The sequence below is a fragment of the uncultured Jatrophihabitans sp. genome, from assembly GCF_964246335.1.
GTDB lineage: Bacteria > Actinomycetota > Actinomycetes > Mycobacteriales > Jatrophihabitantaceae > Jatrophihabitans.
On the sequence record NZ_CAXTQF010000033.1, the window covers coordinates 14905 to 39495 of the forward strand.

Genomic DNA, 24591 nt, shown 5'->3' on the forward strand with positions numbered 1-24591 from the left:
GTCCTCGGACTCGTAGGTCCGAGCGCAGATGCCCTTCAGGCCGGCCCAGGAGAACCACTTCGTCCACTTGCGGCTGCCGGGCTTGACGACCAGGGGATCAAGCAGACATACGGCGCGACTTCGACCGTCAGTCGACGGTCCACGTGTCGGCGCCCTTGAGCAACGTCTGCAGTGCGTCGTCGTCCACCGGCTTGGCCGCGGCGGCAGTGTCGAGCTGTTCGGCCATCAGCTGGTCGTACACCGGCCGCGCGACGTCGCGGAACACGCCCATCGGCGCGTACCGGGAATCGACGGACTGCAGCCGCGAGAGCGCGAACGCGTACGCCGGGTTCGACGCGTGCGCGTCGTGCACGACCACGCGCGGGTCGTCGTCGGCGACGTCGTCGGCGATGGACAACTCACCGAATTCGCTGCGCACGACCGCACGCGATCCGACGCCGTTCGCGCCCGGCGCACCGAAGCGCAGCGGCTGACCGTGCTCCATGCGGATGGTCCAGTCGTCGCGCGTCTCGGAATCCTTGAGCACGTCGAACGCGCCGTCGTTGAAGATGTTGCAGTTCTGGTAGATCTCCACCAGCGCGGTGCCGGGGTGCTCGGCCGCCGCGCGCAGCACGGACTGCAGGTGCTTGCGGTCGGAGTCGAGCGTGCGGGCGACGAAGGTCGCTTCGGCGCCCAGCGCGATCGACACCGGGTTGAACGGGTGGTCGAGCGAACCCATCGGCGTCGACTTGGTGACCTTGCCGAGTTCGGACGTCGGCGAGTACTGGCCCTTCGTCAACCCGTAGATCCGGTTGTTGAACAGCAGGATCTTGAGGTTGACGTTGCGCCGCAGCGCATGGATCAGGTGGTTGCCGCCGATGGACAGCGCGTCGCCGTCACCGGTGACGACCCATACGGACAGGTCCTGGCGTGAGGTCGACAGGCCGGTGGCGATCGCCGGCGCGCGCCCGTGGATCGAATGCATCCCGAACGTGTTCATGTAGTACGGGAAGCGCGACGAGCAACCGATGCCGGAGACGAACACGATGTTCTCCCGAGGCACGCCCAGCTCGGGCATGAAGCCCTGCACCGCGGCGAGGATCGCGTAGTCGCCGCAGCCCGGGCACCAGCGGACCTCCTGGTCGGTCTTGAAGTCCTTCGGCTTGAGCGTCAGCTCGGTCATTCGTGATCATCTCCACTGGCAGGGAGGTCGGCGGCGTCGGCGGCGCCGTGCACGACGCCGAGCAGCATCTCGGCGAGCTCGTCCGCGGCGAACGGCAGCCCGCGCACCTGCGTCACGCTGACGGCGTCGACGAGGTACTTCGCGCGGATCAGCGTCGCGAGCTGGCCGAGGTTCATCTCGGGGATGACGACCTTGTCGTAGCGCGCGAGCAACGCGCCGAGGTCGTCCGGGAACGGGTTCAAGTGCCGCAGGTGGGCCTGTGCGATCGACGCACCGCCGGCACGCACCTGCCGGCACGCTGCGCCGATCGGGCCGTACGTCGAGCCCCAACCGAGCACCAGCACTCGTGCCTCGCCTGCCCCGGCGGAGCCGCCCGATGGCGCCGGGTCGTCGACCTCGAGCGGGGCGAGGCTGCGGGCGATGCCGTCGACCTTGGCCTGCCGGGTGCGGGTCATGAAGTCGTGGTTGTCCGGGTCGTAGCTGATGTTGCCGGTGCGGTCGGCCTTCTCGATGCCGCCGATGCGGTGCTCGAGACCGGCGGTGCCCGGCACCGCCCACGGCCGGGCGAGCGTCTCCGGGTCGCGCAGATAGGGCAGATAGACGCCCTGTTCGTCACCCACACCGTTCGGCTCGGTGGCGAACTCGACGGACAGGTCGGGCAGCTCGTCGACGTCGGGTACCTGCCACGGCTCGGAGCCGTTCGCGAGGTAGCCGTCGGAGAGCAGGAACACCGGCGTGCGGTAGGTCAGCGCGATCCGCGCGGCCTCGAGCGCGGCGGCGAAGCAGTCCGCCGGCGACTGCGGCGCGATCACCGGCACCGGCGCCTCGCCGTTGCGGCCGAACATCGCCTGCAGCAGGTCGGACTGCTCGGTCTTCGTCGGCAGGCCGGTGGACGGGCCGCCGCGCTGGATGTCGCAGATGACCATGGGTAGCTCGAGGCTGACCGCCAGGCCGATCGTCTCGCCCTTCAGCGCGATGCCGGGGCCGGAGCTGGTGGTGACGGCGAGCGAGCCGCCGAAGCTTGCGCCGAGCGCCGCGCCGATGCCGGCGATCTCGTCCTCGGCCTGGAAGGTGCGGACGCCGAACCGCTTGTGCTTGGACAGCTCGTGCAGGATGTCGCTGGCCGGCGTGATCGGGTACGCGCCGAGGAACAACGGCAGCCCGGAACGCTGCGAGGCGGCGATCAACCCGTAGGCCAGGGCCAGGTTGCCGCTGATGTTGCGGTAGACGCCGGCCGGTGTGGCGGCGGGCGCGACCTCGTAGGCGACGCCGAAGGCCTCGGTGGTCTCGCCGAAATTCCAACCCGCCTGAAACGCGGTGACGTTGGCTTCGGCGATGTCCGGCTTGTTCGCGAACTTCTGCCGGACGAAGTTGATCGTGCCCTCGGTCGGCCGCGAGTACATCCAGCTGAGCAGCCCGAGCGCGAACATGTTCTTGCTGCGGCCGGCGTCCTTGCGCGAGAGCGTCGTGCCTTCGAGCGCGTCCAGCGTCAGCTGCGTGAGGTCCACGGCGTGGACGTTGTACTCGTCGAGGCGGCCGTCCTCGATCGGGTTGCTCGACCACCCGACCCGTGCCAGCGCGCGCGTGGTGAAGTCATGCGTGTCGACGATCAGCGTGGCGCCCTTGGGCAGGTCGCCGAGGTTGGCCTTGAGCGCGGCCGGGTTCATCGCCACCAGCACGTCGGGTCGGTCGCCGGCGGTGAGGATGTCGTGGTCGGCGAAGTGCAACTGGAAGCTCGAGACGCCGGCCAGCGTGCCCTGCGGTGCGCGGATCTCGGCCGGGAAGTTCGGGAACGTCGCCAGGTCGTTGCCGAAGACCGCGGTTTCCTGGGTGAACCTGTCACCGGTGAGCTGCATGCCGTCGCCGGAGTCACCGGCGATGCGGATCACGACTCGATCGAGCTTCTGCACGCTCTTGGTCATGCGGTTCAGCGCCTCCAGGGCGTCCAGTGGCGATCGCGGCGTCGCATCGGTGCGCGCGCCGAGTTCGGCCGGGCGCAACCTCTCCATCCTACGTTTCCGTGCCATCTCGCCGAGGTGTCCTGCCTCACGAATGGGCCGAATTGGGCCGATATGCCCGTTCCGTCCGCGGAGTCTGGTCCGTGATCGCACCGCCCGTCACGGGTATCTCGTTGAGAACGACGAGCCAGCAGCACACCCCAGCAGAGCTCGAGAGGACGTCATGTCGGATCTGGTACTGCCCGCGTTCATGATGGATTGCCGCGACTGGATGGTGGTCAGTGCCGAGGAAGCCGGCCTGGCGTCCGATCTCGATGACGTCCCCACCGTGGCGGTGTTGTCGACGATGGTGATCGACGACGACATCCGCGAGGCCACGGGCGCCCTGACCGTCGGACTGCTCGACGACGACGAACCCCTGGACACGCGTCAGGTGGCGCCGGGCGCCGAGGCGCTCGAACTGCTGGACACGGACGCCGAGCCGGGCACCCGGCGTTACGTCATGCCCGCGCCGACCATGATCGACGGGCCGCAGAACCTCGCACTACTTGCCGAGTTCGTGCTGGAGGACTCCGTGTCGTCCGAGGATGAACTTAGCCGCCGGATCGACGCGCTGATGTCGTCGTTCCGCTGGCAGAGCGTCGCTGCCTGATACTGATCATGTCCGCGTGCGCGAGCCACGTCGGTCGGCGCTTCCAGCGCGTACCGCTCTTCTGAGCGCCGTCTAAGCCCAGAGCCGCCCCGGGAGCGGAACGTCGTGTGTGCGGCACGTACTGCGCAGACATGCGCCAGGGTCCGTCTTAGTTCTGCGACTAGTTAGAGCCGAGGGTTAGGACGGGGTTTTGGCTAGGCAGCTCCCACGCAGCAGGTATGCCCTCCTCGTTCGTACTGACTTCACCGATGAGCAATCCTGGGACGAAGTGTTCCTTGCGGCTCGTGCGCCGGACGTGGACGGTTATTCGGCTCAGCTGACAGGCGTGGGTATGGCCGCGTTCGATGGCGCACACTGGGAGATCGTTCGCGACGCGGTACCCGACGACCCGAATGGAAGTGCGGTCGTCTTCATAGTGGACGCCGAGACAATCAGGACTCCGAGTCGACCCATCCTCGTCGCGTCTCTAGGCCCCGATCGTGCAGGTCAGCGGCCCTTTCGGTGCGTTCCTAGCGCGGTCGCTAGTGTCGAGAACAATCTGAACACCGGAAACATGGATTGGCTTGATTTCGTATCTGCAGTAGGTGCGGATGGGGTCTTCACGCGTTTCTGAACACAAGCTGCCGTGCCGGCGGTCGTCGCGGACAGCTGCGCGCGGAGGTCAGGTTCCCTTCGGGGCACAACGGACGATGCTCACCCGATGTGCGCGCGGGTGGAGGCGGTCGCGGAAGACATGAGAGCCCATCGCCGCGGATTGCGTCGCGGTCTGCGGCTTGCTCGACCTGTGCTCACTCGACCTCGGTGAGCGTGCCGGCGTCCACGTCGTAGACGAAACCGCGCACGGCGTTGCGGTGCGGCAGCCACGGGCAGTTGCGCAGCACCTCGACGCTGCGCCGCGTGTCGGCCTCGACGTCACTGAAGCCGGGAACCCGCCACGACGGTGTCTCACCCGATTCCTGTGCCAGGTCGGCGCGGAACCGATCGTCGTCGAAGTCCGCCATGCCGCATCGGGTGTGGTGGACGACGGCGATCTCGGTGGTGTTCAGGGCGCGCTGGCTGATCGCGAGCGAACGCAGCGCGTCATCGGTGGGCAAACCGCCGGCGTTGCGCAGAATGTGCGCGTCGCCGAGGTGCAGGCCGAACGCCGCCAGCGGATCCAGCCGCGCGTCCATGCAGGTCAGGACGGCGAGCCGCCGGCCGGGCTCGCCGGTCTTCGGACCGCGGAAGCCGTGCGCGTAGCGGGCATTGGCCTGGACGACGTCGTCGATCGCGGACACGGGTCCCGAGTCAACCAGACGGGAACGCGACCAGGTGTGCTGGGCGTTGTGTGAGCATGCAGTCGTTTCGCAACGGGTTCAAGACAGCCGTCCTGTTCGGTGTGCTCGGCGTCCTGTTCGTTGTCGTCGGTGGGGTGATCGGCGGCCGTCAGGGCCTCGTGATCGGCCTGGTTCTGGCCGTCGCGATCAACGCCTTCAGCTACTTCAACTCCGACAAGATCGCGCTGCGCTCGATGGGCGCGCGGCCGGTCACCGAGATCGAGCAGCCGGCGATGTACCGCATCGTGCGCGAGCTCGCGACATCGGCCCGCCAGCCGATGCCGCGGCTCTACGTGTCTCCGACGCAGGCGCCGAACGCCTTCGCCACCGGGCGCAACCCGCGGCACGCCGCCGTCTGCGCCACCGAGGGCATCCTGCTGCTGTTGAACGAGCGGGAGCTGCGCGCGGTGCTCGGCCACGAGCTCTCGCACGTCTACAACCGCGACATCCTCATCTCGTCCGTAGCGGCGTGCCTGGCGTCCGGCATCACGATGCTCGCGCAGTTCGCGTTCTTCTTCGGCGGCAGCAACGACGACCGCGACGGCAACATCTTCGGCGAGCTGCTGCTGCTGATCCTGGGTCCCGTCGCGGCGTCGCTGGTGCAGCTGTCCATCAGCAGGTCGCGCGAGTACCAGGCCGACGCCTCGGGCGCGCAGCTGTCGGCCGACCCGCTGGCGCTCGCGTCCGCGCTGCGCAAACTGGAGGCCGGCACCCAGGCCGTCTCGCTGGTCAAGACGCCGCGGCTGCAGACCACCAGCGCGCTGATGATCGCCAACCCGTTCGCCGGCGGCGTGCGCAACCTGTTCTCGACGCACCCGCCGATGGACGAGCGGATCGCCCGGCTGGAGCACATGGCCCAGTCGGACCCCCGCTTCCGCCACTGACCCCCCGGGGGGTCTTCGCTTCTTGCATGCCGAACTGACCATTTCAAGGGCCCGAATTTGGTCATCCGGAACCGGGAGTTGCGCTCGAACGGGGTTGTCCACAGGCGCCGGACGGTGCGGACAGCAGGCGCCTAGCGTCTGAGCCGTGGTCGTCGACGTCCGTCCCGAGCGGTACTTCGACCACGAACTCGGCGTCGGCCGACCCGGTCCGACGCGAGTGGGCCCGGCGCAGGAGCGGCAGGCTCAGTGGGTCGCGGTGGAGCGCGAACTGCGCGAGTGCGCCGAGGGTACGGAGCTGGGGGCAGCGGTCGACCTCGCCTGCCGACAGGGCTTCGCGCTCCGCCGCGATCAGGCCCGACGCTGCGGCGTGAGCGAGGCGGTCCTGCGTCGGCTCGTTCGACGGGCGGGCTGGACGGCGCCGCGCTACGGCGTGCTCTCCCCGCTGCCGCCGGCGCCGAGGGGCGACACCGCGGCGCCGCCGTCCGCACACGAGGTGCGCCCCTGCGGCAGCTCCATCCAGGTACGCGCGGCCGCATGCGCGCTAGCGCGCCGGACGGCCCTGGTCAGTCACGAGTCCGCGGCCGCCATGCACGGGCTGCCCACCTTCGGCGCGCCCGATCGGCCGACGCTGAGCGGTTACGAGCCGGGGAATGTCGCGGCGCGCGACGACGTCATCGTGCGCTGTGTCGGCCGGCGCCCCGAGGAGCTCACCGAATGGTTCGGCGTCCCGGTGACCACCGCGGCGCGCACAGTTGTCGACGTAGCGCGCAACGCCGGCGTCGCCGCCGGGCTGGTGTGCGCGGACGCAGCGCTTCACGACGGCCTCGTCACGCACGGGCAGCTGGCGACGGCACGGCAGCATGCGCGCTACCGGCCGGGCGTGCGTTTCGCCGAGCGGGTGCTCGAGCTCACGGACGGCCGGGCTGAGTCGCCGCTCGAGTCGCTGGTGCGGCTGTGCCTCGTGGACGGCGGCCTGCCGGTGCCTGACCTGCAGCAGTGGATCGACACCGACCGGGGCCGGTTCCGCGTCGACCTGCTGTACCGCGCGCGGCGGGTGGTCCTCGAGGCGGACGGCGAGCTGAAGTACGTCACGGACCCGATGGCACTGGTCGAGGAGAAGCGGCGGCAGGAGGCGCTCGAGCGCGCCGGCTTCGTCGTCGTCCGCGTCATGTGGTCGGACGTGATCCGCCGCCCGGTGGACGTGTGCGCCCGCGTCGCGCGCGCACTGCGCAGCTGACCGGCACTACTGCGCGTCTCTCCTGGCTCCAGATGACCATTTTTCGCGCCTGAATCTGGTCATCTCGGCATGCAAGAAGGGGCCAGGCAGCGAAACCGGGGGTCAGCGGTAGTTGGTGAACTGCAGGGGGACGTCGAGGTCGGCGCCGCGCAGCAGCGACTGCACCTCCTGCAGCTGATCCTTCTTCTTACCGGTCACGCGCAGCTGGTCGCCCTGGATGGACGCCTGGATGCCCTTCGGCCCCTCGTCGCGGATCAGCTTGGCGATCTTGCGGGCTTGGTCGGAGTCGATGCCCTGGCGCAGCGTGCCGTTGATGACGTAGGTCTTGCCCGAGGCGCGCGGATCGCCGGCGTCGAACGCCTTCATCGAGATCGACCGCTTGACGAGCTTCTCGCGGAACACGTCGAGTGCGGCCTTCGCCCGCTCCTCGGTGTCGGCCTTGATCGTGACGCCGAGCTCGCCCGACCACTCGACCGATGCGTTCACGCCGCGGAAGTCGAAGCGCTGCGCGAGTTCCTTCGCGGCCTGGTTCAGCGCGTTGTCGACCTCTTGGTGGTCGACCTTGCTGACGATGTCGAAGGACGAGTCGGCCATGGCGGTCACCTTCCGGTCGGGGCGAGAACGCGTCCGAGGCTAGTCGTCGCGCAGGGCACCCATGCCGCGATGTGCGGCACGGTGCTCCGGTACAGTTGCCAGCCGTCGCGGCAACATCGCGATGCACGGCGGGTTGCCCGAGTGGTCAAAGGGAGCGGTCTGTAAAACCGCCGGCTCAGCCTACGTTGGTTCGAACCCAACACCCGCCACCGACGAGGGACGCGGTCAGGACGCGCGTTCTGACCGCGGGCCGTTCAGACCCGTCGGTGCTGCGCGATGACCCTGGCCTCCTCGGCGCCGTAGCCCGAATCGCCGGTCGCCCCGGCGAGCGACGACGTCACCGCGCCGTACATCTGTTCCCAGACCGTCCAGCCGTCCTCGTCGTCCTTCCCGGTGGGCGAGGTCGACGGTTTGCTGACCCCGCCCTCGGCGTCCGGCTCGGACGGCAGCGAATCGACCAGGTACTGGCGGACGGCCTCGAGGGTGTGCCACAGCGCCTGGGCGTACTCGCAGGTGCGCGTCAGCTCATGACGCACGCTGGCGGTTTGGGCGCGGTGGTCCTCGATGCGCATGTCGTCCCGCTCGGGCATCTGCAGCCGCTCGGGATCGAGGATCTGCGGCATGGGGACGGGCTGCATGACGCTCCTAGGCGAGGGGTCGGGGGTCCTCTTCTGTGCCGGTACCCCGGCGCTCGCAATCACTAATCGCGACGGTTGGTGATCTCCGGGATAAAGTCTGCGTATGTCCGGACCGGTGCGCCCGCTCGGCGGTGCTGCCCTCAAGCACGCGCGCCGCGTCTCCGGTATCACCCAGGAGCAGCTCGCGAGCCGGTCCAACCTCAGCGTGCGCACCGTGCGCGGCCTGGAGTCCGGGTCGATCCGGCACCCGCACCAGCATTCGTTGCTCGCGCTCGCGAAGGCGCTGGACCTCAGCCCCGGCGAAACCGACGACTTCATCTCCGCGTGGAGCAAGGTGCAGGAGGCACAGACCTTCACCGCCCTCATCGACGCCGGGCACGACGTCGAGCAGGTACTCGCCGACAACGAGATCGAGCCGCACGACGACTACGAGGACGTGTCGGTCGTCGAGCGTCACACTGTCGGCCCCGACCGGCGGTCGCGGCTCAACCACAGCCTGGTGGCGATGCGGGCGCTCAACGACGGGCTCGACCGCCGGCTGGTGATGTGGGGACGGGAGAACTCCGACCAGGACCTCGCGCGCATCAAGCTCGACGGTCTGCACAACTGCACGGCCGGCGAACCGCTGTGGCTGCCCAAGCTCGACCTCGTCGCGTTCGAGCTCGACATGGGTTGCGTCCTGGACAAGGACGAGACGCACGTCTTCGGGTACGGCTGGGACTTCTCCGACGCCTACCCCGGGTCGGTCGAGGCGGACACCGAGGCGCCGCGCCTGACGACCGATGCGACGCACGGGTTCCGGCGGGCGCTGCAGATGTGGGTGCTGCAGGTCGACTTCGAATGCCGACCACCACGCAAGTTGTGGCAGTTCACCGGGCCGGCGCACCGGCGCCGGGTACTGCGGCCGCTCACCGTCGACACGTTCGGCTCGGCGCACCTGACCATGCAGGGCGTCGCACCCGGCGAATACGGCATCGGGTGGGAGTGGTGACGCTCAGCGCGCCGTGACGGGCGCCGCCAGCAGCGTGTGCGCCAGGAACACGGTCAGGCCGTGCAACAGCGACATCCGCGAATCCACCCGTCGGTATTCGTGCCCCTCACCGGCGAGTTCGAGGTACCGCACGTCGCGCCCCAGCTCCCGCATCCGCGCGACTATTTGCACAGCCTCGTTGCGCGGGACGTTGGTGTCCAGCTCGCCGTGCACGACCAGCAGCGGCACGACGATGGCCTGCGCGCGCGGCAACGGCGAGATCTCGGCCAACAATGCGGCATCCCGGGCCGGGTCGCCGTACTTCGTGACGGCCGCGGCGGCGATCCACGGCTCGGTGTCGCGGAAGAACGTCAGCATGTCCGACATGCCGCAGATGTCGACGCCCGCCGCGAACTCGAAGGCGTGCTCAGTCAGCGACATCAGTGTCGCGTAGCCGCCGTAGGAGCGGCCGGTCACCGCGATCCGGGCGGCGTCGGCCCAGCCCCGCTCGGCGAGCACCGCCGCGCTGCGCGCGACGTCGTGGATCGCGTCGAAGCGGCCCCAGCGGTCGTCGGCATGGACGAAGGTGTGGCCGTAGCCGGACGACCCGCGGATGTTGGGCGCGAAGACCGTGACGCCCGCTGCCGCCAGCACCTGGTGTTGCGGGGTGAAGATCGGACGTTCCTGCGCTTCCGGGCCGCCGTGCAGGCTGAGCATCGCCGGCCCGGGCGTCGTTGCGGCGACATTCCCATGGGCGGGGTAGAGCCAGCCGGACAGCGGCAGCCCGTCGTGCGCGTCGTAGTGGACGAGGCGCGGGTGGACGAGCCGTTCGGCGATGTCCGGGGCGATGCTCGGCGGGGTCACCGGCCGCCAGGTCCGGTCGGCGACGTCCAACCGCCACAGCCGGCGCGGCTGCGCAGGACCCTCCACCGCGAGCACCGCGCAGCTGCCGTCGCGGGCCATGGCCACTCCGGCGACGACGTCGCCGGGCAGCTCCGGACACGGTGTCCGGGTGACCGTGCGGGTGTCGAGCAGCTCCACCTCGCTGCGCCCGTCGACGTTCCAGCTGACGACGAGAGTGTTGCCGTCGGCATCTGCGTCGGCGAACTCGACCTCGGCGTCGGGGCGCGCGCCGAGCGCACCTGCCGCGATCCGGCGTCCCGCCTCGTCGAACCCGATCGCCAGCAGCTCGTGCCGCGGCCGCCCGGCGTCGGTCACCAGGTAGGCGACACGGGCGAATCCGTCGTAGCCCTGCGGCGCCGGGCGCAGCAGACCGATGTCGGTCGAGCCGGTCTGCGGGTACGGCAGCACCGGATGATCCGCGTCGGCCTCGCGATCGACGAGCCGGCAGAACTGCGCACCGCGGGTGCCGTCGCGCACCAGCGCGAAGCGACCGTCGGCGGTCAGGTCGAGGATGTTGACCAGCCATCCTTGCGCGACGTCTTCCGGGTCGCCGGAGCTCGTCGGGTCGATGAGCAGGCACTGGTTGGGGGTGTGCGGCTCGTCCGAGCAGAGGGTGACGACCAGTCCGTGGCCACGGCGCGCCCACGGCCCGAGCACGGCGTGCTGGTCGCCGCCGGCGACGCGTCGTGCGTCGGTGCCGTCCGGGCGGACCACCCACACCTCGGTGCGCACCCCGCCGCCCGTGGCGATCGAACACGCCAGCCACTGCGCGTCCGGCGACCACGACACGTTGACAACAGGGTCGACGCTCAGCTCGATCAGCGCAGCGTCCGCGCCCGGACCTGCGGTGTCCTGCACCCACAGCTGCGGCGTGCCGAGGCGATCGCTGACGTAGGCCACGCGGCTGCCGTCGGGTGTCAGCGTCGGCGCCCAGCAGCCCCACGCCCGGAGCAGCTCGCCGGCCAGCGCAGCCACGCCGTGCCAGACCGACTCGGCGGGCCCGGCGATCGAGTCGTCGGTCATCGTCAGGTGATGCCCGTCGACTGCAGCCACATCTCCAGCAGTGCCAGCTGCCACAGCACGTTCGAGCCGAGCGTCGTGCGCGCGGTGTTCGGGTCGGCGAGCAGCGCGTCGACGGCGGCCGGCCGGAACAGGCCGCGTTTACGAGCGGCCGGGTCGGTCAGCGCAGCACGCACGCGATCGAGATACGGACCGTCCAGCTGGCGGATCGCCGGCACCGGGAAGTACCCCTTGGTGCGGTCGATGACCTCGTCCGGCACGACGCCGCGGCTCGCCCGCTTCAGGACTCCCTTGCCGCCGTCGGCGAGCTTCAGTTCGGGTGGGATGCGTGCGGCGAGTTCGACGAAGTCGTGGTCCAGGAACGGCACGCGGGCCTCGAGGCCGGCGGCCATCGTCATGTTGTCGACGCGCTTCACCGGGTCGTCGACCAGCATGATCTCGGTGTCGTTGCGCAGCGCGGCGTCCAGCGCGGTCTCGGCCCCGGGCCGAGCGAACTGATCGGTGATGTAGGCCCTGGGTGCGTCGTCGTCGATCAGCCACTCGGGCTCGAGGAGTCCGGCGAGGTCACCGAACGGGCGGTCGAAGAAGACGTCGGCGTACGCGCCGACCGCGTCGGCACGCGCGACGCCGGCCAGCGGCGGGTACCAGTCGTAGCCGCCGAGCACCTCGTCGGCGCCCTGACCGGACTGCACGACCTTGACCGACCGAGACACCTCCTGCGACAGCAGATGGAAGGCAACGCAGTCGTGGCTGACCATCGGTTCGCTCATCGCGGCGACGGCTGCGTCGATGCCCGGCAGCAGCCTGCTGGAGTCGATCTTGATCTTGTGGTGGTCGGTGGCGAAACGTTGCGCGACGACGTCGGAGTACTCGAACTCGTCGCCGGACTCGTTGCCTGCGGAGTCGAACCCGATGCTGAAGGTCTGCAGGCCCGTCTGCCCCGCCTCGGCGAGCAGTGCCACGACGAGCGAGGAATCGATCCCGCCGGAGAGCAGGACGCCCACCGGCACGTCGGCGACCATTCGCCGCTGCACGGCGGTGCGCAGCGTGTCGAGGACGGCGTCGCGCCAGTCGCGCTCGGACCACGTGGCGCGTTCCGGGTCACGAGTGAAGGGCGGATCCCAGTAACAGGTATCGGTGTGGGTGCCGTCCGGCTCGACGACGCGCACCGTTGCCGGCGGCAGCTTGCGGACGCCGTTGACGATGGTGCGCGGCGGCGGGACGACCGAGTGGAAGGTCATGTAGTAGGCGAGTGCGGTGCGGTCGAGCGAGGTGTCGACGCCACCGGCTGCGAGCAGCGCCGGCAGCGACGACGCGAAACGCAACCGCTCGCGCGTCTGGTCCAGGTAGAGCGGTTTGATGCCGAGCCGGTCGCGCGCGAGGATGAGCCGGCCCGTGTCACGTTCGGCGATGGCGAAGGCGAACATGCCCTTGAACCGGTCGACGCAGCGGATGCCCCACTGCTTGTACGCCTTGCCGATCACTTCGGTGTCGGAGTGGGAGAAGAAGCGGTGCCCCAGCCCGGCGAGCTCGTCGCGTAGCTGCTCGTAGTTGTAGATGCAGCCGTTGAAGACGACGGTGAGGCCCAGCTGCGGGTCGGTCATCGGCTGTGCGCCCGCGCTGGACAAGTCGATGATCGCGAGCCGGCGGTGGGCGAGTGCCACCGGACCGCTGGCCCACACGCCGCTGCCGTCCGGTCCGCGCGCAGCCAGGCTCGCGCAGGTCCGGTGCAACGCGGAGACGTCGGCAGGAGCGCCGTCGAAACGCAGCTCACCCGCCAGACCGCACACGCGCGTCCTTCCTGTCGTCGTTCTCGCCGGCGCCGTCGTCGACGTCGGCGATGATCCAGGTGTCCTTGGCGCCCCCGCCGCGCGAGGAGTTCACCACCATGCTGCCTGCCGGCGCCACGCGGGTCAGCGCGAGGTCGGCGAGATGCACCTCGTCCGCGCCCGTGCCGGTGAGATAGACGAAAGCGCGCAGATCGACGTGCCGCGGTTGCAGGCCGCCGTCGTCGAGCGTGGGGTGCGTGGAGAGCGCCACGACTTCCTGCGCGATCCAGCCCGCCGGCGACTGTTCGATCGCCGCACGCCGCTCGTCGAGTTCGATGCGTGTCGCTGCCGGGCCGATCAGCACCCCGCCGCCGCCGTAACCGTCGACGGGCTTGGTCACGAGCTGGTCGAGCCGCTCGAGTACCGGCCCGAGTTCATCGGGCAGGCCGCAGCGGTAGGTGGGGACGGGCGAGAGCAGCGGCCGCTCGTGCAGGTAGTAGTTGACGATGTCTGGGATGACGCAGTACATCGCCTTGTCGTCGGCGACGCCGGAGCCGGGCACGTTGGCGAGCACGACGTCACCGTCGCGGGCGGCTTCGAGGATGCGCGCCCCGATCTTGTCGCCCTGCGCCGTCCGCAGGTCCGCGAGCTCGACGCCCAACCGCAGGTACAGCACGTCGACGCGCTTGTCCGCGGCGAGGACGCGGCCGTTGGCGACCTCGATCTGGCTGGGCTCGACGAGCAGCAGCCCGGCCTCCCGCGCGATCATCCGGTGCTCGTACCACGCGGAGTTGTCGGCGCCGTCGGACAGCAGGGCGACGGTCGGGTTCGGCCGCCAGGCGATGCCGCGCAGCGTGCGGCCGATGAGGTCGAAGGTGTTGCGGGGATCGCGGATCGCGACGTCGCCGGTGAGCTCCGGCAGTGCCTCTCGCATGAGGTCACGCACCCCGATCGCGTAGCCGACGCCGGACGGCACGCGGGTGTTGTCCTCCAGCACCCGCCAGCCGCCGAGCGCGTCACGGACGAGATCGAAACCGATCACCGGCGCGTTGACGACACCGGCCGGCAACAGCGACGCCTGCTCGTTCCAGCCCGGGCTCGCGTGCACGGTCGCCCAGTCGACGAGGCCGTCCGCGACGATGCGCGCCGGGCCGTAGATGTCGCGCAGGAACAGTTCGATGGCGCGCGCCCGCTGCGTGAGTCCGGTGGCGAGCGTCGCCCATTCGTGCGCTGGGATGATGCGCGGCACCAGGTCGACCGGAAAGGCGCGTTGTTCACCGCCGACGCCGTAGGTGATGCCGTCGGCGAGCGCGGTGTCCACGAGGGTTTGGCGGCGCGCCCCGAGTTCTTCGGAGCTGAGCTCGTCGAGCAGCTCGAACACCGGCCGGTAGGCCGGGTACGGGATCCCGGACACCGCCAGCGCCTCGTCGTCCGGCGCCTCCGGGTAGTCCGCGCTCACCTTCGGCGTGTCCAGCGGGAAGGTGACCTTGCCCTGGGTCTCGGCGACCGCCAGCGCCACGACGTCCGCGACGCGACCGCGCTCGGCAAATCGCGCCCGCTGCCGCGAGCTCGACTCGCCGCGCGCCAGCAGCGCCGTGGTCAGCTCGTCGACGACCTGCGTGTCGCCGGTGTCGTCGAGGTGATCGCGCAGCCGGTCGACCAGGGCGCGGACGACCTCGGCCGCCGTGCGTGCCTGCGGGTGCGTTGCCGGCGTGATCAGCGGGCCGGCCAGGCCGCTGCGCGCTGCTCGCCACATCGCGGCACGGTGCGCGGGTTCCGCGCGGCCGTGCAGCGGCTCGCCGCGTTCGTCGGCGGCGACCGCCTCGGACACCAGCGCGCGGAACAGCGCGGCGATGAGGATGCCGTCGTCGACCAGCGGGCACGCATCGCACACGCGCAGCTCGACGGTCGGCACGTGCTCGGACGGTCGGGCGTCGAAGTACGCCATCTTGCGATCGGAGATGATCTGCGCGGCGATGAGGTCGTCGACCAGCCGGTCGTAATCGGCTGCGGTCTCGGCATGACCGAACCGACCGGCCGTGGGCCACCGCTGCCAGACCATGGTGCGGAAACTCGAATAGCCGGTGTCGCTGCCGTGCCAGTACGGCGAGCTCGTGCTCATGGCGAGCAGGGTCGGCAGGTCCGGCGCCACGCGCTGCGCGACGCGGACCGCGACGTCGCGGTCGGCCACGCCCACATGCACCTGCAACCCGCAGATCAGCTGGTCGTCGACGAGGAAGCGGTAGTCCTGCTGCATCCGGCTGAACCGGCCGAGCGCCGTCAGCTCGAAGTCGTCGGCGACCGAGAGCGGAGCGGTGCCGGTGGCGACGACACCGAGACCGGCAGCCGCGGCGGTGTCGTCGACCAGCGCGCGCAGGCGCACGATCTCGGCCCGTAGGTCTTCGAGCGTCGCGCAGACCGCGGTATTGGTCTCGACGGTGCTGCGCTGGAGTTCGACGGAGAAGCCGGCGGACGGCAGTCCACGCAGGAGTTCCGGAGCACGGGCGACCAACCGGCCGCTCGCGAGATCGACGACGTGCAGCTCTTCCTCGACGCCGAGGGTGCGCGGTTGCGCCATCAACCGAACCTAGGGCAGCCGACGTTTCGGGCGTGTATCAACCCACGCCGACTGCGCTCCACCGGTCGGCCGGTAGCGATTTCACCCGCCTGATGCATACTGGTCGCAAGCCCAGGCGGGCGTCCCCCCCGTATGCCCGCCTGGGCCCTTCGCGTCAGGTGGGGCGCCTCATGATTTTGTTGCCCAGCCACACGATGGGGTCGTACTTGCGGCCGACCACCCGCTCCTTGAGCGGGATCAGCGCGTTGTCGGTGATCTTGATGTGCTCGGGGCAGACCTCGGTGCAGCACTTGGTGATGTTGCACATTCCCAGGCCGTGGTCGTCCTGCGCGGTGTGCTGCCGGTCGAGCGCGTCCAGCGGGTGCATGTCGAGCTCGGCGACGCGCATCAGGAAGCGGGGGCCGGAGTAGGACTCCTTGTTGTCCTCGTGGTCACGGATGACGTGGCAGACGTCCTGACACAGGAAGCACTCGATGCACTTGCGGAACTCCTGCGAGCGCTCGACGTCGATCTGCGCCATGCGGTACTCGCCGGGCCCGATGCCGGGCGGCGGCGCGAACGCCGGCACCTCCTGCGCCTTCTTGTAGTTGAACGACACGTCGGTGACGAGGTCCTTCATCACCGGGAACGCCCGCATCGGGGTGACGGTGATGACGTCGTCCTGCCCGAACGTCGACATGCGGGTCATGCACATCAGCCGGGGCCGGCCGTTGATCTCCGCGCTGCACGACCCGCACTTGCCGGCCTTGCAGTTCCAGCGCACCGCGAGGTCGCCGGCCTGTGTCGCCTGCAACCGATGGATGATGTCGAGGACGACCTCGCCCTCGTTCACCGCCACGGTGTAGTCGACGAGCTCGCCGCCCTCCGCGTCACCACGCCAGACGCGGAAGTGCGCGTCGTAGCCCTTGCTCTCCGACGCGTTCGCCTTCGCGTTCGCCAGCGCCTCGTCGGGCGTGACGTCGGCGTTCTCTTCGACTGCGGTCACTGTGCGACCTCCTCGTCCGCCGGGAGATTCGAGATCTCCTCGTCGGTGTAGTACTTGTGCAGCTCCTCGGGGTCGAAGAGCGCGAGCAGGTCCGCGCGCATCGGCTGCATCGGCTGCTTGGCGACGTCGATGCCGTCGCCGGCCCGGTTCTCGGTGCAGATCAGGTTGACCTGGCGCCACTCGCTCGACATCGCCGGGTAGTCGTCACGCGTGTGGCCGCCGCGCGACTCCTCGCGCATCAACGCGGCCTTCGCGATGCATTCGCATACCTGGAGCATGTTGCGCAGGTCGAGCGCGAGGTGCCAACCCGGGTTGAAGGCCCGCCCGCCCGCGGCCGACACGTGCTGCGCCCGCTCCTTGAGCTTCTCCAGCCGCTCGAGGGCGTCCTCGATCTCGCTGCGTCTGCGGATGATGCCGACGAGGTCGTTCATGCACTGCTGCAGCTCTTCGTGCAGCTCGTAGGCGGTCTCGCCCCTGCCCTCGAACGGTGCGAGAGCGGTCTGCTCGAGCGCGTCGACCTGCTGATCGGTGACCGTCGGGTACTCGCCGTGCAGCGACTTGACGTAGGCCGCCGCGCCCTCGCCGGAACGCCGGCCGAACACCAGCAGGTCGGACAGCGAGTTACCGCCCAGCCGGTTCGACCCGTGCATGCCGCCGGCCACCTCGCCGGACGCGAACAACCCGCGCACGCCGGTAGCGGCTGCGGTGTCGGCGTCGACCTCGATGCCGCCCATCACGTAGTGACATGTCGGGCCGACCTCCATCGGCTCGGCCGTGATGTCGACGTCGGCCAGCTCTTTGAACTGGTGGTACATCGAGGGCAGCCGGCGCAGGATCTCCTCCTTCGGCAGCCGGGAGGCGATGTCCAGGAACACGCCGCCGTGCGGAGTGCCGCGGCCGTCCTTGACCTCGGAGTTGATGGCCCGGGCGACCTCGTCGCGGGGCAGGAGGTCCGGGGTGCGCCGGTTGTTGTCCTGGTCGGCGTACCACTTGTCGGCTTCTTCGGTGGTCTCCGCGTACTGGCCCTTGAACACGTCCGGCACGTAGTCGAACATGAACCGCTTGCCGTCGGAGTTCTTGAGCACCCCGCCGTCGCCGCGCACGCCCTCGGTGACGAGGATGCCCTTCACCGACGGCGGCCAGACCATGCCGGTGGGGTGGAACTGGACGAACTCCATGTTCAGCAGCGAGGAGCCGGCACGCAGCGCCAGCGCCATGCCGTCGCCGGTGCACTCCCACGAGTTCGACGTCACCTTGAACGACTTGCCGATGCCGCCGGTGGCGAGCACGACGGCCGGTGCCTTGAACAGCAGGAATTCACCGCTCTCGCGGTAGTAGGCGAACGCGCCGGCGATGGCGCCGTCGTCGTCGGTGATCAGCTCGGTGACCGTCAGCTCCGCGAAGACCTTCAGCCGGCCGTCGTCGGCACCGCTCTCGCGGCCCATCTCGCGGGCGTCGTCCTGCTGCAGCGAGACGATCTTCTGCTGCATAGTGCGGATCAGTTCGAGGCCGGTGCGGTCGCCGACGTGCGCGAGCCGCGGGTAGGTATGGCCGCCGAAGTTGCGCTGGCTGATCCGGCCGTCCTTGGTGCGGTCGAACAGTGCACCGTAGGTCTCGAGCTCCCACACGCGGTCAGGCGCCTCTTTGGCGTGCAGCTCGGCCATCCGCCAGTTGTTGAGGAACTTCCCGCCGCGCATGGTGTCGCGGAAGTGGACCTGCCAGTTGTCGTTGCCGTTCGCGTTGCCCATGGCGGCGGCGCAGCCACCCTCGGCCATGACGGTGTGCGCCTTGCCGAACAGCGACTTGCAGATGACGGCAACGCGCAGGCCGGCCTCGTGGGCGGCGATCGCCGCACGCAGGCCGGAGCCGCCGGCGCCGATCACCAGGACGTCGTAGCTGTGCTTCTGGATCTTGCTGTCCTTCTTTACTTCGGGCATCGGTGTTCCTCAGTGCAGGATTCGGGGATCGCTGAACGCGCCCGAAGCGACGAGCGCGATGTAGCCGTCGGTGAGCGCCAAGGTCGCGAGCGTCGTCCACGCGAGCTGCATGTGCTTGGCGTTGAGCTTCGACACGTACACCCACGCCTTGTACCGCAGCGGATGGGCGGAGAAGTTGCGCAGCCGGCCACCGACGATGTGCCGGCAGGAGTGGCAGGACAACGTGTACGCCCACAGCAGTACGACGTTCGCCAGCATGATGATCGTGCCGAGCCCGAAACCGAAACTGTGGCCGTCGTTCGGCCGGAACGCCTGGATGACGTCCCAGGTGTTGATGACCGAGATGAGGCCAGCGGCCAGCCAGAAGTAGCGGTGCAGGTTCTGCACGATCAGCGGGAACTTGGTCTCGCCGCTGTAGGAGGCGTGCGGCTCGGCCACGCCGCAGCCGGGCGGAGACGCCCAGAACGCGCGGTAGTAGCTGCGGCGGTAGTAGTAGCAGGTCAGCCGGAAGCCGAGCAGGAACGGCAGCGTCACGATCGCGAACGGGATGATCGGCGGGAAGTGGCCGAACCAGGTGCCGAAGTCCCGCGCGCCCGGATTGCAGCTGGCCGTGACGCACGGCGAGTAGAACGGCGACAGGTAGTGGGCCTTGTCGTCGTAGTACGCGGCCTGCCACACCGTGCGCAGCAATGCGTACAGCACCCACGCCGACAGCAGGATGAAGGTGATGATCGGTGCGCGGCGCCACCGGTCCTTGCGCAGGGTGGCCCGGGGGATGGACGCGCGGCCCGGCGAGGACACGCCGCCCGGCATGCTCCTGGTCTGGGTCACCGGGCTGATCCAGCGGCCGGTCCGACTCGCGACATTGCAAGCTCCAATCCGAGCGCGGCAGCGGCTGCGTCGCGAAGGATCTCGCAGTAGGGCCGAGCTGCAGGCAACTATCCAATTGTGCCAAGCGTGCACCCGTCCGGCCGGTGCGGGGGGCGGGAGCACCTGTGACGAGACCCGATTCACACCGCGGCGTCGTGTAGTCTTCTCGGTCGGCGCCGGACTGGTGTGGCCGCCCGCGCGAGGTGATCGCTCGACGCGGCCGGGCAGTCGGCGATCGGCCCCCTTAGCTCAGTCGGCAGAGCGTCTCCATGGTAAGGAGAAGGTCTACGGTTCGATTCCGTAAGGGGGCTCGGAGTGCCCGTTTCGTCGGGCCGCACTCCTCTGGCGAGGTAGCTCAGGTGGTTAGAGCACACGGCTCATAATCGTGGTGTCGCGGGTTCGAGTCCCGCCCTCGCTACCGAGCACCGGCCGCGCCCGTCCGTACACCCGTACGCGACGCGCAGACCAGACAACCGAGATACAGGAAGAAGGCAGCTCCCGTGGCAGCCACCGACGTACGTCCGAAGATCACCCTGGCCTGCCAGGTGTGCAAGCACCGCAACTACATCACGAACAAGAACCGGCGCAACGACCCCGACCGGCTCTCGATGAAGAAGTACTGCCCGAACTGCAACCAGCACACCGAGCACCGCGAGACTCGCTGACCGGCTCCTACAGGGCGTCCGGCGGCTAGAGTCCAGGTCATCGACGCCGGTCGAACAAGGAGCAGCGAGATGGTCAGTACCTCACGCCCGCGCTCCGAACGTTCCGAGCCCGAGCGCGCGAACCTCGACCACGTCGACGGTCGCCGCTCACGCTGGACGCAGCATCGCACCGAACGGCGCGCCGCCTTCGTCGAGGCGGGCGTGCTGGCCGTCGACCAGTACGGGCCGGCCGCCAGCGCGGAGCAGATCGCCGAGGCGGCCGGCGTCAGTCGGACCGTCCTCTACCGCTACTTCCGTGATCGCGAGGATCTGCGCAAGGCCATCGCCGACCGGGTCGTCGACGAGGTCGTGGCCAGCGTCGTGCCGGCGCTGACGGTCAGCGACAACGCCACACCGCGTCAGCTCATCACGCCCGCGATCGCCGAGATCGTCAACTGGCTCGACCGCCGGCCGAACATCTACCGATTCCTGCGCAGCCGTCGCGACGGCGGCCTGGACTCGGTCGAGACGACGCTCGCCGACAACATCGCTGTGCTGCTGCAGGCAATCATGCTCGTCCTCGGCATCGACGCCAGGGTCGCCGAGCCCGGCGCCTACGGCGTCGTCGGTTTCGTCGAGTCGATCGGCGGTTGGTGGCTCGAGCACCACGAGATGCCGCGTGACCAGTTCACCGAGTTGGTCGTCTCCGGCGTGTGGCACCTGCTCGAGGGCGCGGCGCGAGACCATGGCGTCCATATCGGTCTCGACGACCCGCTGCCGACCGCGGCGCCGGACCTGCAGGGGTTGAACCTCCAAGGGAGCGTGTGATGGACGAAGCGGACTCCGTCGGGGACAACGTCGTCGTGCCCTTCCCCGCGCCCGGGGTGGACGCCGAGCCCGACGACGACGGGTACGACGGCCCGGCGCAGTTGATCCACGCGGACGGGGAGACCCAGGTGCGGGTCACGCTGCGCGGGCACTTCGACCCGATCAGTGGGCGCTACAGCTGGTACGGGCGGGTCGCTGCCGCGCCGGAGGTTGCCGAGCTGGTCGCCGGCGGCGCGCGCACGGTGCGGCTGCGCACGCCGCACGCCGAGGTCGAGACCAAGCTGTCCGACATCGACCCCTGGGGACGCCCGCGCGTCGAGGGTTTCGGTGCGGCGCCGTTCGCGGTGCTCGACACGGTGCCCGACGACACCGCCTAATGCCACCAGGGGCATGGCTTAGCCTGACGCGCATGCCAGTCAATCCGTCCATCGTCGGGCGCGCCTACCCGCCCACGGATCCCTACCGGGTCAGCCGCGAGAAGATCCGCGAGTTCGCCGATGCGATCGGCGACCCGAATCCCGCCTACCGCTCGGTGGCCGCGGCGCAGCAGCTCGGCCACGACGACATCGTGGCGCCGCCGACCTTCCCGATCGTGCTGACCATCCCCGCAGGCCACAGTGCGCTGGACGACCCGGACGCCGGCATCGACTACAGCCGCGTCGTGCACGGCGAGCAGCGCTTCGTCCACGAGCGTCCGGTGCTGGCCGGCGACTCGCTGCGGGTGACGGTGCACGTCGACGACGTCCGTGTCGCCGCGGGCAACGACCTCATCACCACACGCAGCGAGGTGCGGACCGAGGACGACGAGCTCGTGGTCACCGGCCACGCGATCATCGTGGTGCGAGGTGAGGGCAAGTGATGGTGTCCGTCGGAGACGAGATCCCCGCGCGCGAGTTCCCGATCCGGCGCGCAGACCTCGTGCGATACGCGGGGGCATCGGGTGACTTCAACCCGATCCACTGGAACGAGCGCTTCGCCAAGGGCGTCGGGCTGCCGGACGTCATCGCGCACGGCATGTTCACGATGGCCACGGCGATCCGCGTCGTGACGGACTGGGTCGGCGACCCCGGTGCCGTGGTCGAGTACGGCGTGCGGTTCACCCGGCCGGTCGTCGTGTCCGACGCGGACGGCGCGACGCTGCAGGTCGGCGGCGTGGTGCGCGAGGTGCGCGACGACGGCCTGGTGGCCGTCGACATCACGGCGACGGTGGACGGCCAGACCGTGCTCGCCAAATCGCGTGCGCTGGTGCGGGTCGGTGCTGCGGCGTGAAGATCGAACGCGTCATGCGGCACGAGATATCGAGTGCGGACGTCTACGCGATGGCCAGTACGAAGGAGTACCAGGAGCGCAAGTGCGCTGATGCCGGCGCGCTGAGCTGGGACGTGCAGGTGGACGTCGACGGCGACACCGCGGTCGTCAAGACCAAGCGCAAGCTGCCGACGGTCGGCTTCCCGTCGTTGGTACGCAAGCTCGTGCCGACGGGGCTCACGTCCACCGAGACGGTCACCTGGGGTCCGCTGGATGCGGACGGCACCCGCACCGCCCAACTGCACGTCAACTTCCACGGCGCGCCGGCGCGCATGCACGGCACGATCCGCGTGGTGCCGACCTCGGACACCGCCTCCGAGGTGCGCGTGGACGCCGACTTCACCGCGCTGGTGCCGGTGGTCGGCCGCAAGGTCGAACAGCTCGCGGCGCCGATCGTCATCAGCGTGATCGACGCCGAGGAGAAGACGGCCCAGGCGTGGGCGGCGCAGGGGTACTGAGCGCGCGTTCGCTGGCGGCCGCCGCAGCTGCCGTCGCTCTCGCGGCAACCGCTGCCTGTACGCCGGTCACCGACGGGCGCGGCGGCACACCGCGGTCCGCGTCCTCGCCCGGGCCCGCGCGCTCGTCCGCGCGCTCGTCCGGGTCCGCGTCCGCGCCCGCGGGCCGGTCCGGGTGCCCGACCTCCTACGCGGCCCCCGACCCGCACCGCCCGCGCGTCGACCTGATCTTCACCGTGGACTCGTCGCTGCGCACGGTGCACGGCATCGAGAACGTCGCGTTCACCCCGGACAAACCGATCACCGAACTGGTCTTCCGGCTGACCGCCAACACCGCGCCGACGGTCGCCGAGGGCAACCGGATCGTGGTGACGACAGCACGGGCCGACCACGGCGCGGGCAGATACACCTTCCGGCCGGCTGGTGCCGCGCCGTCGACGCAGGGCGGCCTGTTGGTCATCCCGTTCCGCCGGAAGGTCGCGGCCGGTACGACGGTGCAGGCCCGCGTCGAGTTCACGGTCACGCTCGGCGCCAACTCCTTCGACCGGTTCGGCACCGCCGGGCACTTCGCGTACTTCGGCTCGGCGGAACCGCTGCTGGCCTGGGAACGCGGCTTCGGCTGGCACACCGAGAACATGATCGACTTTCCGGCGGAGAGCGCGACCAGCGAGGCGATGGACGTCGACCTCACCGTCACCGCGCCGCCGCAGTACACGGTGATCATGTCCGGTGACCCTGGCCGGCCGCTGCAGTACGGCGCCACCCGCACCTGGCACTCGACGATCAGCACCGCGCGCGACGTCAGCGTGGCCGTCGGGCCGTTCGCGGTGGCGGACACGGTCGTGGACGCCGGCGGCAAGCAGGTGAGGTTGCGGGTGGGCGCACCGACGCCGGCGATCCGCGACGCGCTGGTGCCGCAGTTCCGGCTGGCGCTGACCAAGCTGGCGCAGCGGTACGGGCCGTATCCGTTCCCGTCGCTGTCGGTGGCGCGGCTGCCCGCGCAGGGCGGCGGCATCGAATACCCGAGCTCGATCCTCATGCTCGACGGGTCGCGCCTGGTGGCCGTGCACGAGACGGCGCACCAGTGGTTCTACGCGATGGTCGGCGACTCGCAAGCCCTGCACCCATGGCTGGACGAGGCCTTCGCGCAGTACTCCGAACAGCTGGTGGACGGCACCCCGGAGAACCCTGCAGCGCTGCGCTCGCCCGGTCCGGTGGACGCGAGCACCGAGTCCTACGGCACCGCCGAGCAGAGCTATTACTTCACGACCTACGACAAGGGTTCGGCCGCCCTCGAGGCGGCGCGTCGGGCGGCCGGCGCACCGGCGTGGGACGCGGCGCTGCGCTGCTATGTGGCGGCGAACGCCTGGCGCATCGCGAACCCCGCCGACCTTGCTTTCGCGTTGCGCAAGCTGCCCGCCGCGGTGGCCGTGCTGCGCAAGGCCGGCGCGCTGCGCTGAGCCGCCGCTGCCCCTCCGAACCCCCCATTTCTTATCCGGTGATCAACAGCAGTTTCTGGTCGCCCCGATGCGCAGAACCTCCTGTTGATCACCCGGCACGGCACGGCGCGGCCGCGGCTCGTTATCGGCCGAGACCAGGTCGCGCGTGTCGCGACCGAAGCGGTATCGCTCTCCCGGCAAACCCCAACTTTCCGTTGCTCCGGCGACGGATTGTTGGCGTTTCGCGGGGGAGCAGGGTGGTGGGGCACCGGTCGCTGACGGTGTCGCCCGACGCGAGCGCGTTCGTATTCCGCGCCGTTGCCCGCCGACCAGGTGATCAACAGCAGCTTCTGGTCGCCCCAGTGCGCAATACCCACTGTTGATCACCGGGAAGCGGGGGCAGGAGACGCGGCTTCCGGTGGTGGGCTGGCGCGAGCTGTTTCC

The 24591-nt window shown here is 69.7% G+C and carries 23 protein-coding genes and 3 tRNA genes; 15 read left to right on the forward strand and 11 right to left on the reverse strand.

Features of this window, described 5'->3' with window-relative positions; translation table 11 throughout:
- Positions 1-127: 127 nt before the first annotated feature.
- Both ACFFCN_RS10990 and ACFFCN_RS10995 read right to left on the reverse strand, forming a co-directional pair.
- Positions 128-1162: a 2-oxoacid:ferredoxin oxidoreductase subunit beta gene (locus tag ACFFCN_RS10990; protein ID WP_375491534.1), complete on the reverse strand. Its 1035-nt coding sequence runs from the start codon at positions 1160-1162 to the stop codon at positions 128-130.
- The gene (locus ACFFCN_RS10995; protein ID WP_375491535.1) at positions 1159-3171 is read right to left on the reverse strand and encodes a 2-oxoacid:acceptor oxidoreductase subunit alpha; all 2013 of its coding nucleotides are present in this window, start codon (positions 3169-3171) and stop codon (positions 1159-1161) included. The genes ACFFCN_RS10990 and ACFFCN_RS10995 overlap by 4 nt, the downstream gene beginning before the upstream one ends.
- A 172-nt stretch (positions 3172-3343) precedes the next feature.
- On the opposite strand from ACFFCN_RS10995, the gene ACFFCN_RS11000 reads away from it, so the two are divergent.
- Positions 3344-3772, forward strand: coding sequence for a hypothetical protein (locus tag ACFFCN_RS11000; protein ID WP_375491537.1), 429 nt, complete (start codon positions 3344-3346; stop codon positions 3770-3772).
- A 190-nt stretch (positions 3773-3962) separates the two neighbouring features.
- Entirely contained in the window at positions 3963-4385 is a 423-nt protein-coding gene (locus tag ACFFCN_RS11005; RefSeq protein ID WP_375491539.1) for a DUF6924 domain-containing protein, read from the forward strand.
- A 175-nt stretch (positions 4386-4560) separates the two neighbouring features.
- Here the strand turns inward: ACFFCN_RS11005 and ACFFCN_RS11010 are convergent, their stop codons facing one another.
- A complete protein-coding gene (locus ACFFCN_RS11010) occupies positions 4561-5049 on the reverse strand; it encodes a beta-class carbonic anhydrase (RefSeq protein WP_375491541.1) in 489 nt (162 codons plus the stop codon).
- A gap of 56 nt (positions 5050-5105) precedes the next feature.
- On the opposite strand from ACFFCN_RS11010, the gene htpX reads away from it, so the two are divergent.
- Together htpX and ACFFCN_RS11020 are read left to right on the forward strand one after the other, a co-directional pair.
- Complete coding sequence (gene htpX / locus ACFFCN_RS11015; RefSeq protein WP_375491542.1) at positions 5106-5972, forward strand: zinc metalloprotease HtpX; 867 nt, start codon at positions 5106-5108, stop codon at positions 5970-5972.
- Positions 5973-6117: 145 nt separating this feature from the next.
- Positions 6118-7209: a DUF559 domain-containing protein gene (locus tag ACFFCN_RS11020; RefSeq protein WP_375491544.1), complete on the forward strand. Its 1092-nt coding sequence runs from the start codon at positions 6118-6120 to the stop codon at positions 7207-7209.
- A 102-nt stretch (positions 7210-7311) separates the two neighbouring features.
- Here the strand turns inward: ACFFCN_RS11020 and ACFFCN_RS11025 are convergent, their stop codons facing one another.
- Positions 7312-7803: a YajQ family cyclic di-GMP-binding protein gene (locus ACFFCN_RS11025; RefSeq protein WP_375491545.1), complete on the reverse strand. Its 492-nt coding sequence runs from the start codon at positions 7801-7803 to the stop codon at positions 7312-7314.
- A 127-nt stretch (positions 7804-7930) separates the two neighbouring features.
- On the opposite strand from ACFFCN_RS11025, the gene ACFFCN_RS11030 reads away from it, so the two are divergent.
- Positions 7931-8012, forward strand: a tRNA-Tyr gene (locus tag ACFFCN_RS11030).
- 45 nt (positions 8013-8057) lie between these two features.
- Here the strand turns inward: ACFFCN_RS11030 and ACFFCN_RS11035 are convergent.
- The gene (locus tag ACFFCN_RS11035) at positions 8058-8441 is read right to left on the reverse strand and encodes a hypothetical protein (protein WP_375491547.1); all 384 of its coding nucleotides are present in this window, start codon (positions 8439-8441) and stop codon (positions 8058-8060) included.
- Positions 8442-8544: 103 nt separating this feature from the next.
- Here ACFFCN_RS11035 and ACFFCN_RS11040 point away from each other — a divergent pair, with 103 nt between their 5' ends.
- The gene (locus ACFFCN_RS11040) at positions 8545-9432 is read left to right on the forward strand and encodes a helix-turn-helix domain-containing protein (protein WP_375491548.1); all 888 of its coding nucleotides are present in this window, start codon (positions 8545-8547) and stop codon (positions 9430-9432) included.
- Positions 9433-9435: 3 nt separating this feature from the next.
- Here the strand turns inward: ACFFCN_RS11040 and ACFFCN_RS11045 are convergent, their stop codons facing one another.
- From ACFFCN_RS11045 to ACFFCN_RS11070, 6 genes are all read right to left on the reverse strand, one after another.
- Entirely contained in the window at positions 9436-11337 is a 1902-nt protein-coding gene (locus ACFFCN_RS11045; protein WP_375491550.1) for a S9 family peptidase, read from the reverse strand.
- 2 nt (positions 11338-11339) lie between these two features.
- Positions 11340-13124 carry an N-acetylglutaminylglutamine amidotransferase gene (locus ACFFCN_RS11050; protein WP_375491552.1) on the reverse strand — a complete coding sequence of 595 codons (1785 nt, stop codon included), beginning with the start codon at positions 13122-13124 and terminating at the stop codon, positions 11340-11342.
- A complete protein-coding gene (locus ACFFCN_RS11055) occupies positions 13105-15681 on the reverse strand; it encodes a glutamate--cysteine ligase (protein ID WP_375491554.1) in 2577 nt (858 codons plus the stop codon). Before ACFFCN_RS11055 ends, ACFFCN_RS11050 begins: the two co-directional genes overlap by 20 nt.
- A gap of 154 nt (positions 15682-15835) precedes the next feature.
- A complete protein-coding gene (locus ACFFCN_RS11060; RefSeq protein ID WP_375491572.1) occupies positions 15836-16621 on the reverse strand; it encodes a succinate dehydrogenase/fumarate reductase iron-sulfur subunit in 786 nt (261 codons plus the stop codon).
- Positions 16622-16662: 41 nt separating this feature from the next.
- A complete protein-coding gene (locus ACFFCN_RS11065) occupies positions 16663-18603 on the reverse strand; it encodes a fumarate reductase/succinate dehydrogenase flavoprotein subunit (RefSeq protein WP_375491556.1) in 1941 nt (646 codons plus the stop codon).
- Between the two features lie 9 nt (positions 18604-18612).
- Complete coding sequence (locus tag ACFFCN_RS11070) at positions 18613-19416, reverse strand: hypothetical protein (protein ID WP_375491574.1); 804 nt, start codon at positions 19414-19416, stop codon at positions 18613-18615.
- 295 nt (positions 19417-19711) lie between these two features.
- Between ACFFCN_RS11070 and ACFFCN_RS11075 the strand changes: the two genes are divergently transcribed.
- From ACFFCN_RS11075 to ACFFCN_RS11115, 9 genes are all read left to right on the forward strand, one after another.
- Positions 19712-19784, forward strand: a tRNA-Thr gene (locus ACFFCN_RS11075).
- 33 nt (positions 19785-19817) lie between these two features.
- Positions 19818-19891 (forward strand) — tRNA-Met (locus ACFFCN_RS11080).
- Between the two features lie 82 nt (positions 19892-19973).
- Positions 19974-20138: a 50S ribosomal protein L33 gene (gene rpmG / locus ACFFCN_RS11085; protein ID WP_375491558.1), complete on the forward strand. Its 165-nt coding sequence runs from the start codon at positions 19974-19976 to the stop codon at positions 20136-20138.
- A gap of 69 nt (positions 20139-20207) precedes the next feature.
- Positions 20208-20945 (forward strand): TetR/AcrR family transcriptional regulator, encoded by a 738-nt coding sequence (locus ACFFCN_RS11090; RefSeq protein WP_375491560.1) that lies wholly within the window; start codon positions 20208-20210, stop codon positions 20943-20945.
- Positions 20945-21322 carry a DUF4873 domain-containing protein gene (locus ACFFCN_RS11095; protein WP_375491562.1) on the forward strand — a complete coding sequence of 126 codons (378 nt, stop codon included), beginning with the start codon at positions 20945-20947 and terminating at the stop codon, positions 21320-21322. Before ACFFCN_RS11090 ends, ACFFCN_RS11095 begins: the two co-directional genes overlap by 1 nt.
- A gap of 32 nt (positions 21323-21354) precedes the next feature.
- Entirely contained in the window at positions 21355-21804 is a 450-nt protein-coding gene (locus tag ACFFCN_RS11100; protein ID WP_375491564.1) for a MaoC family dehydratase N-terminal domain-containing protein, read from the forward strand.
- Positions 21804-22214, forward strand: a complete 411-nt coding sequence (locus ACFFCN_RS11105) for a MaoC family dehydratase (RefSeq protein ID WP_375491566.1) — start codon at positions 21804-21806, stop codon at positions 22212-22214. The genes ACFFCN_RS11100 and ACFFCN_RS11105 overlap by 1 nt, the downstream gene beginning before the upstream one ends.
- The gene (locus tag ACFFCN_RS11110; RefSeq protein WP_375491568.1) at positions 22211-22711 is read left to right on the forward strand and encodes a DUF2505 domain-containing protein; all 501 of its coding nucleotides are present in this window, start codon (positions 22211-22213) and stop codon (positions 22709-22711) included. The genes ACFFCN_RS11105 and ACFFCN_RS11110 overlap by 4 nt, the downstream gene beginning before the upstream one ends.
- The gene (locus tag ACFFCN_RS11115) at positions 22690-24168 is read left to right on the forward strand and encodes a M1 family aminopeptidase (protein ID WP_375491569.1); all 1479 of its coding nucleotides are present in this window, start codon (positions 22690-22692) and stop codon (positions 24166-24168) included. Before ACFFCN_RS11110 ends, ACFFCN_RS11115 begins: the two co-directional genes overlap by 22 nt.
- Positions 24169-24591 lie beyond the last annotated feature (423 nt).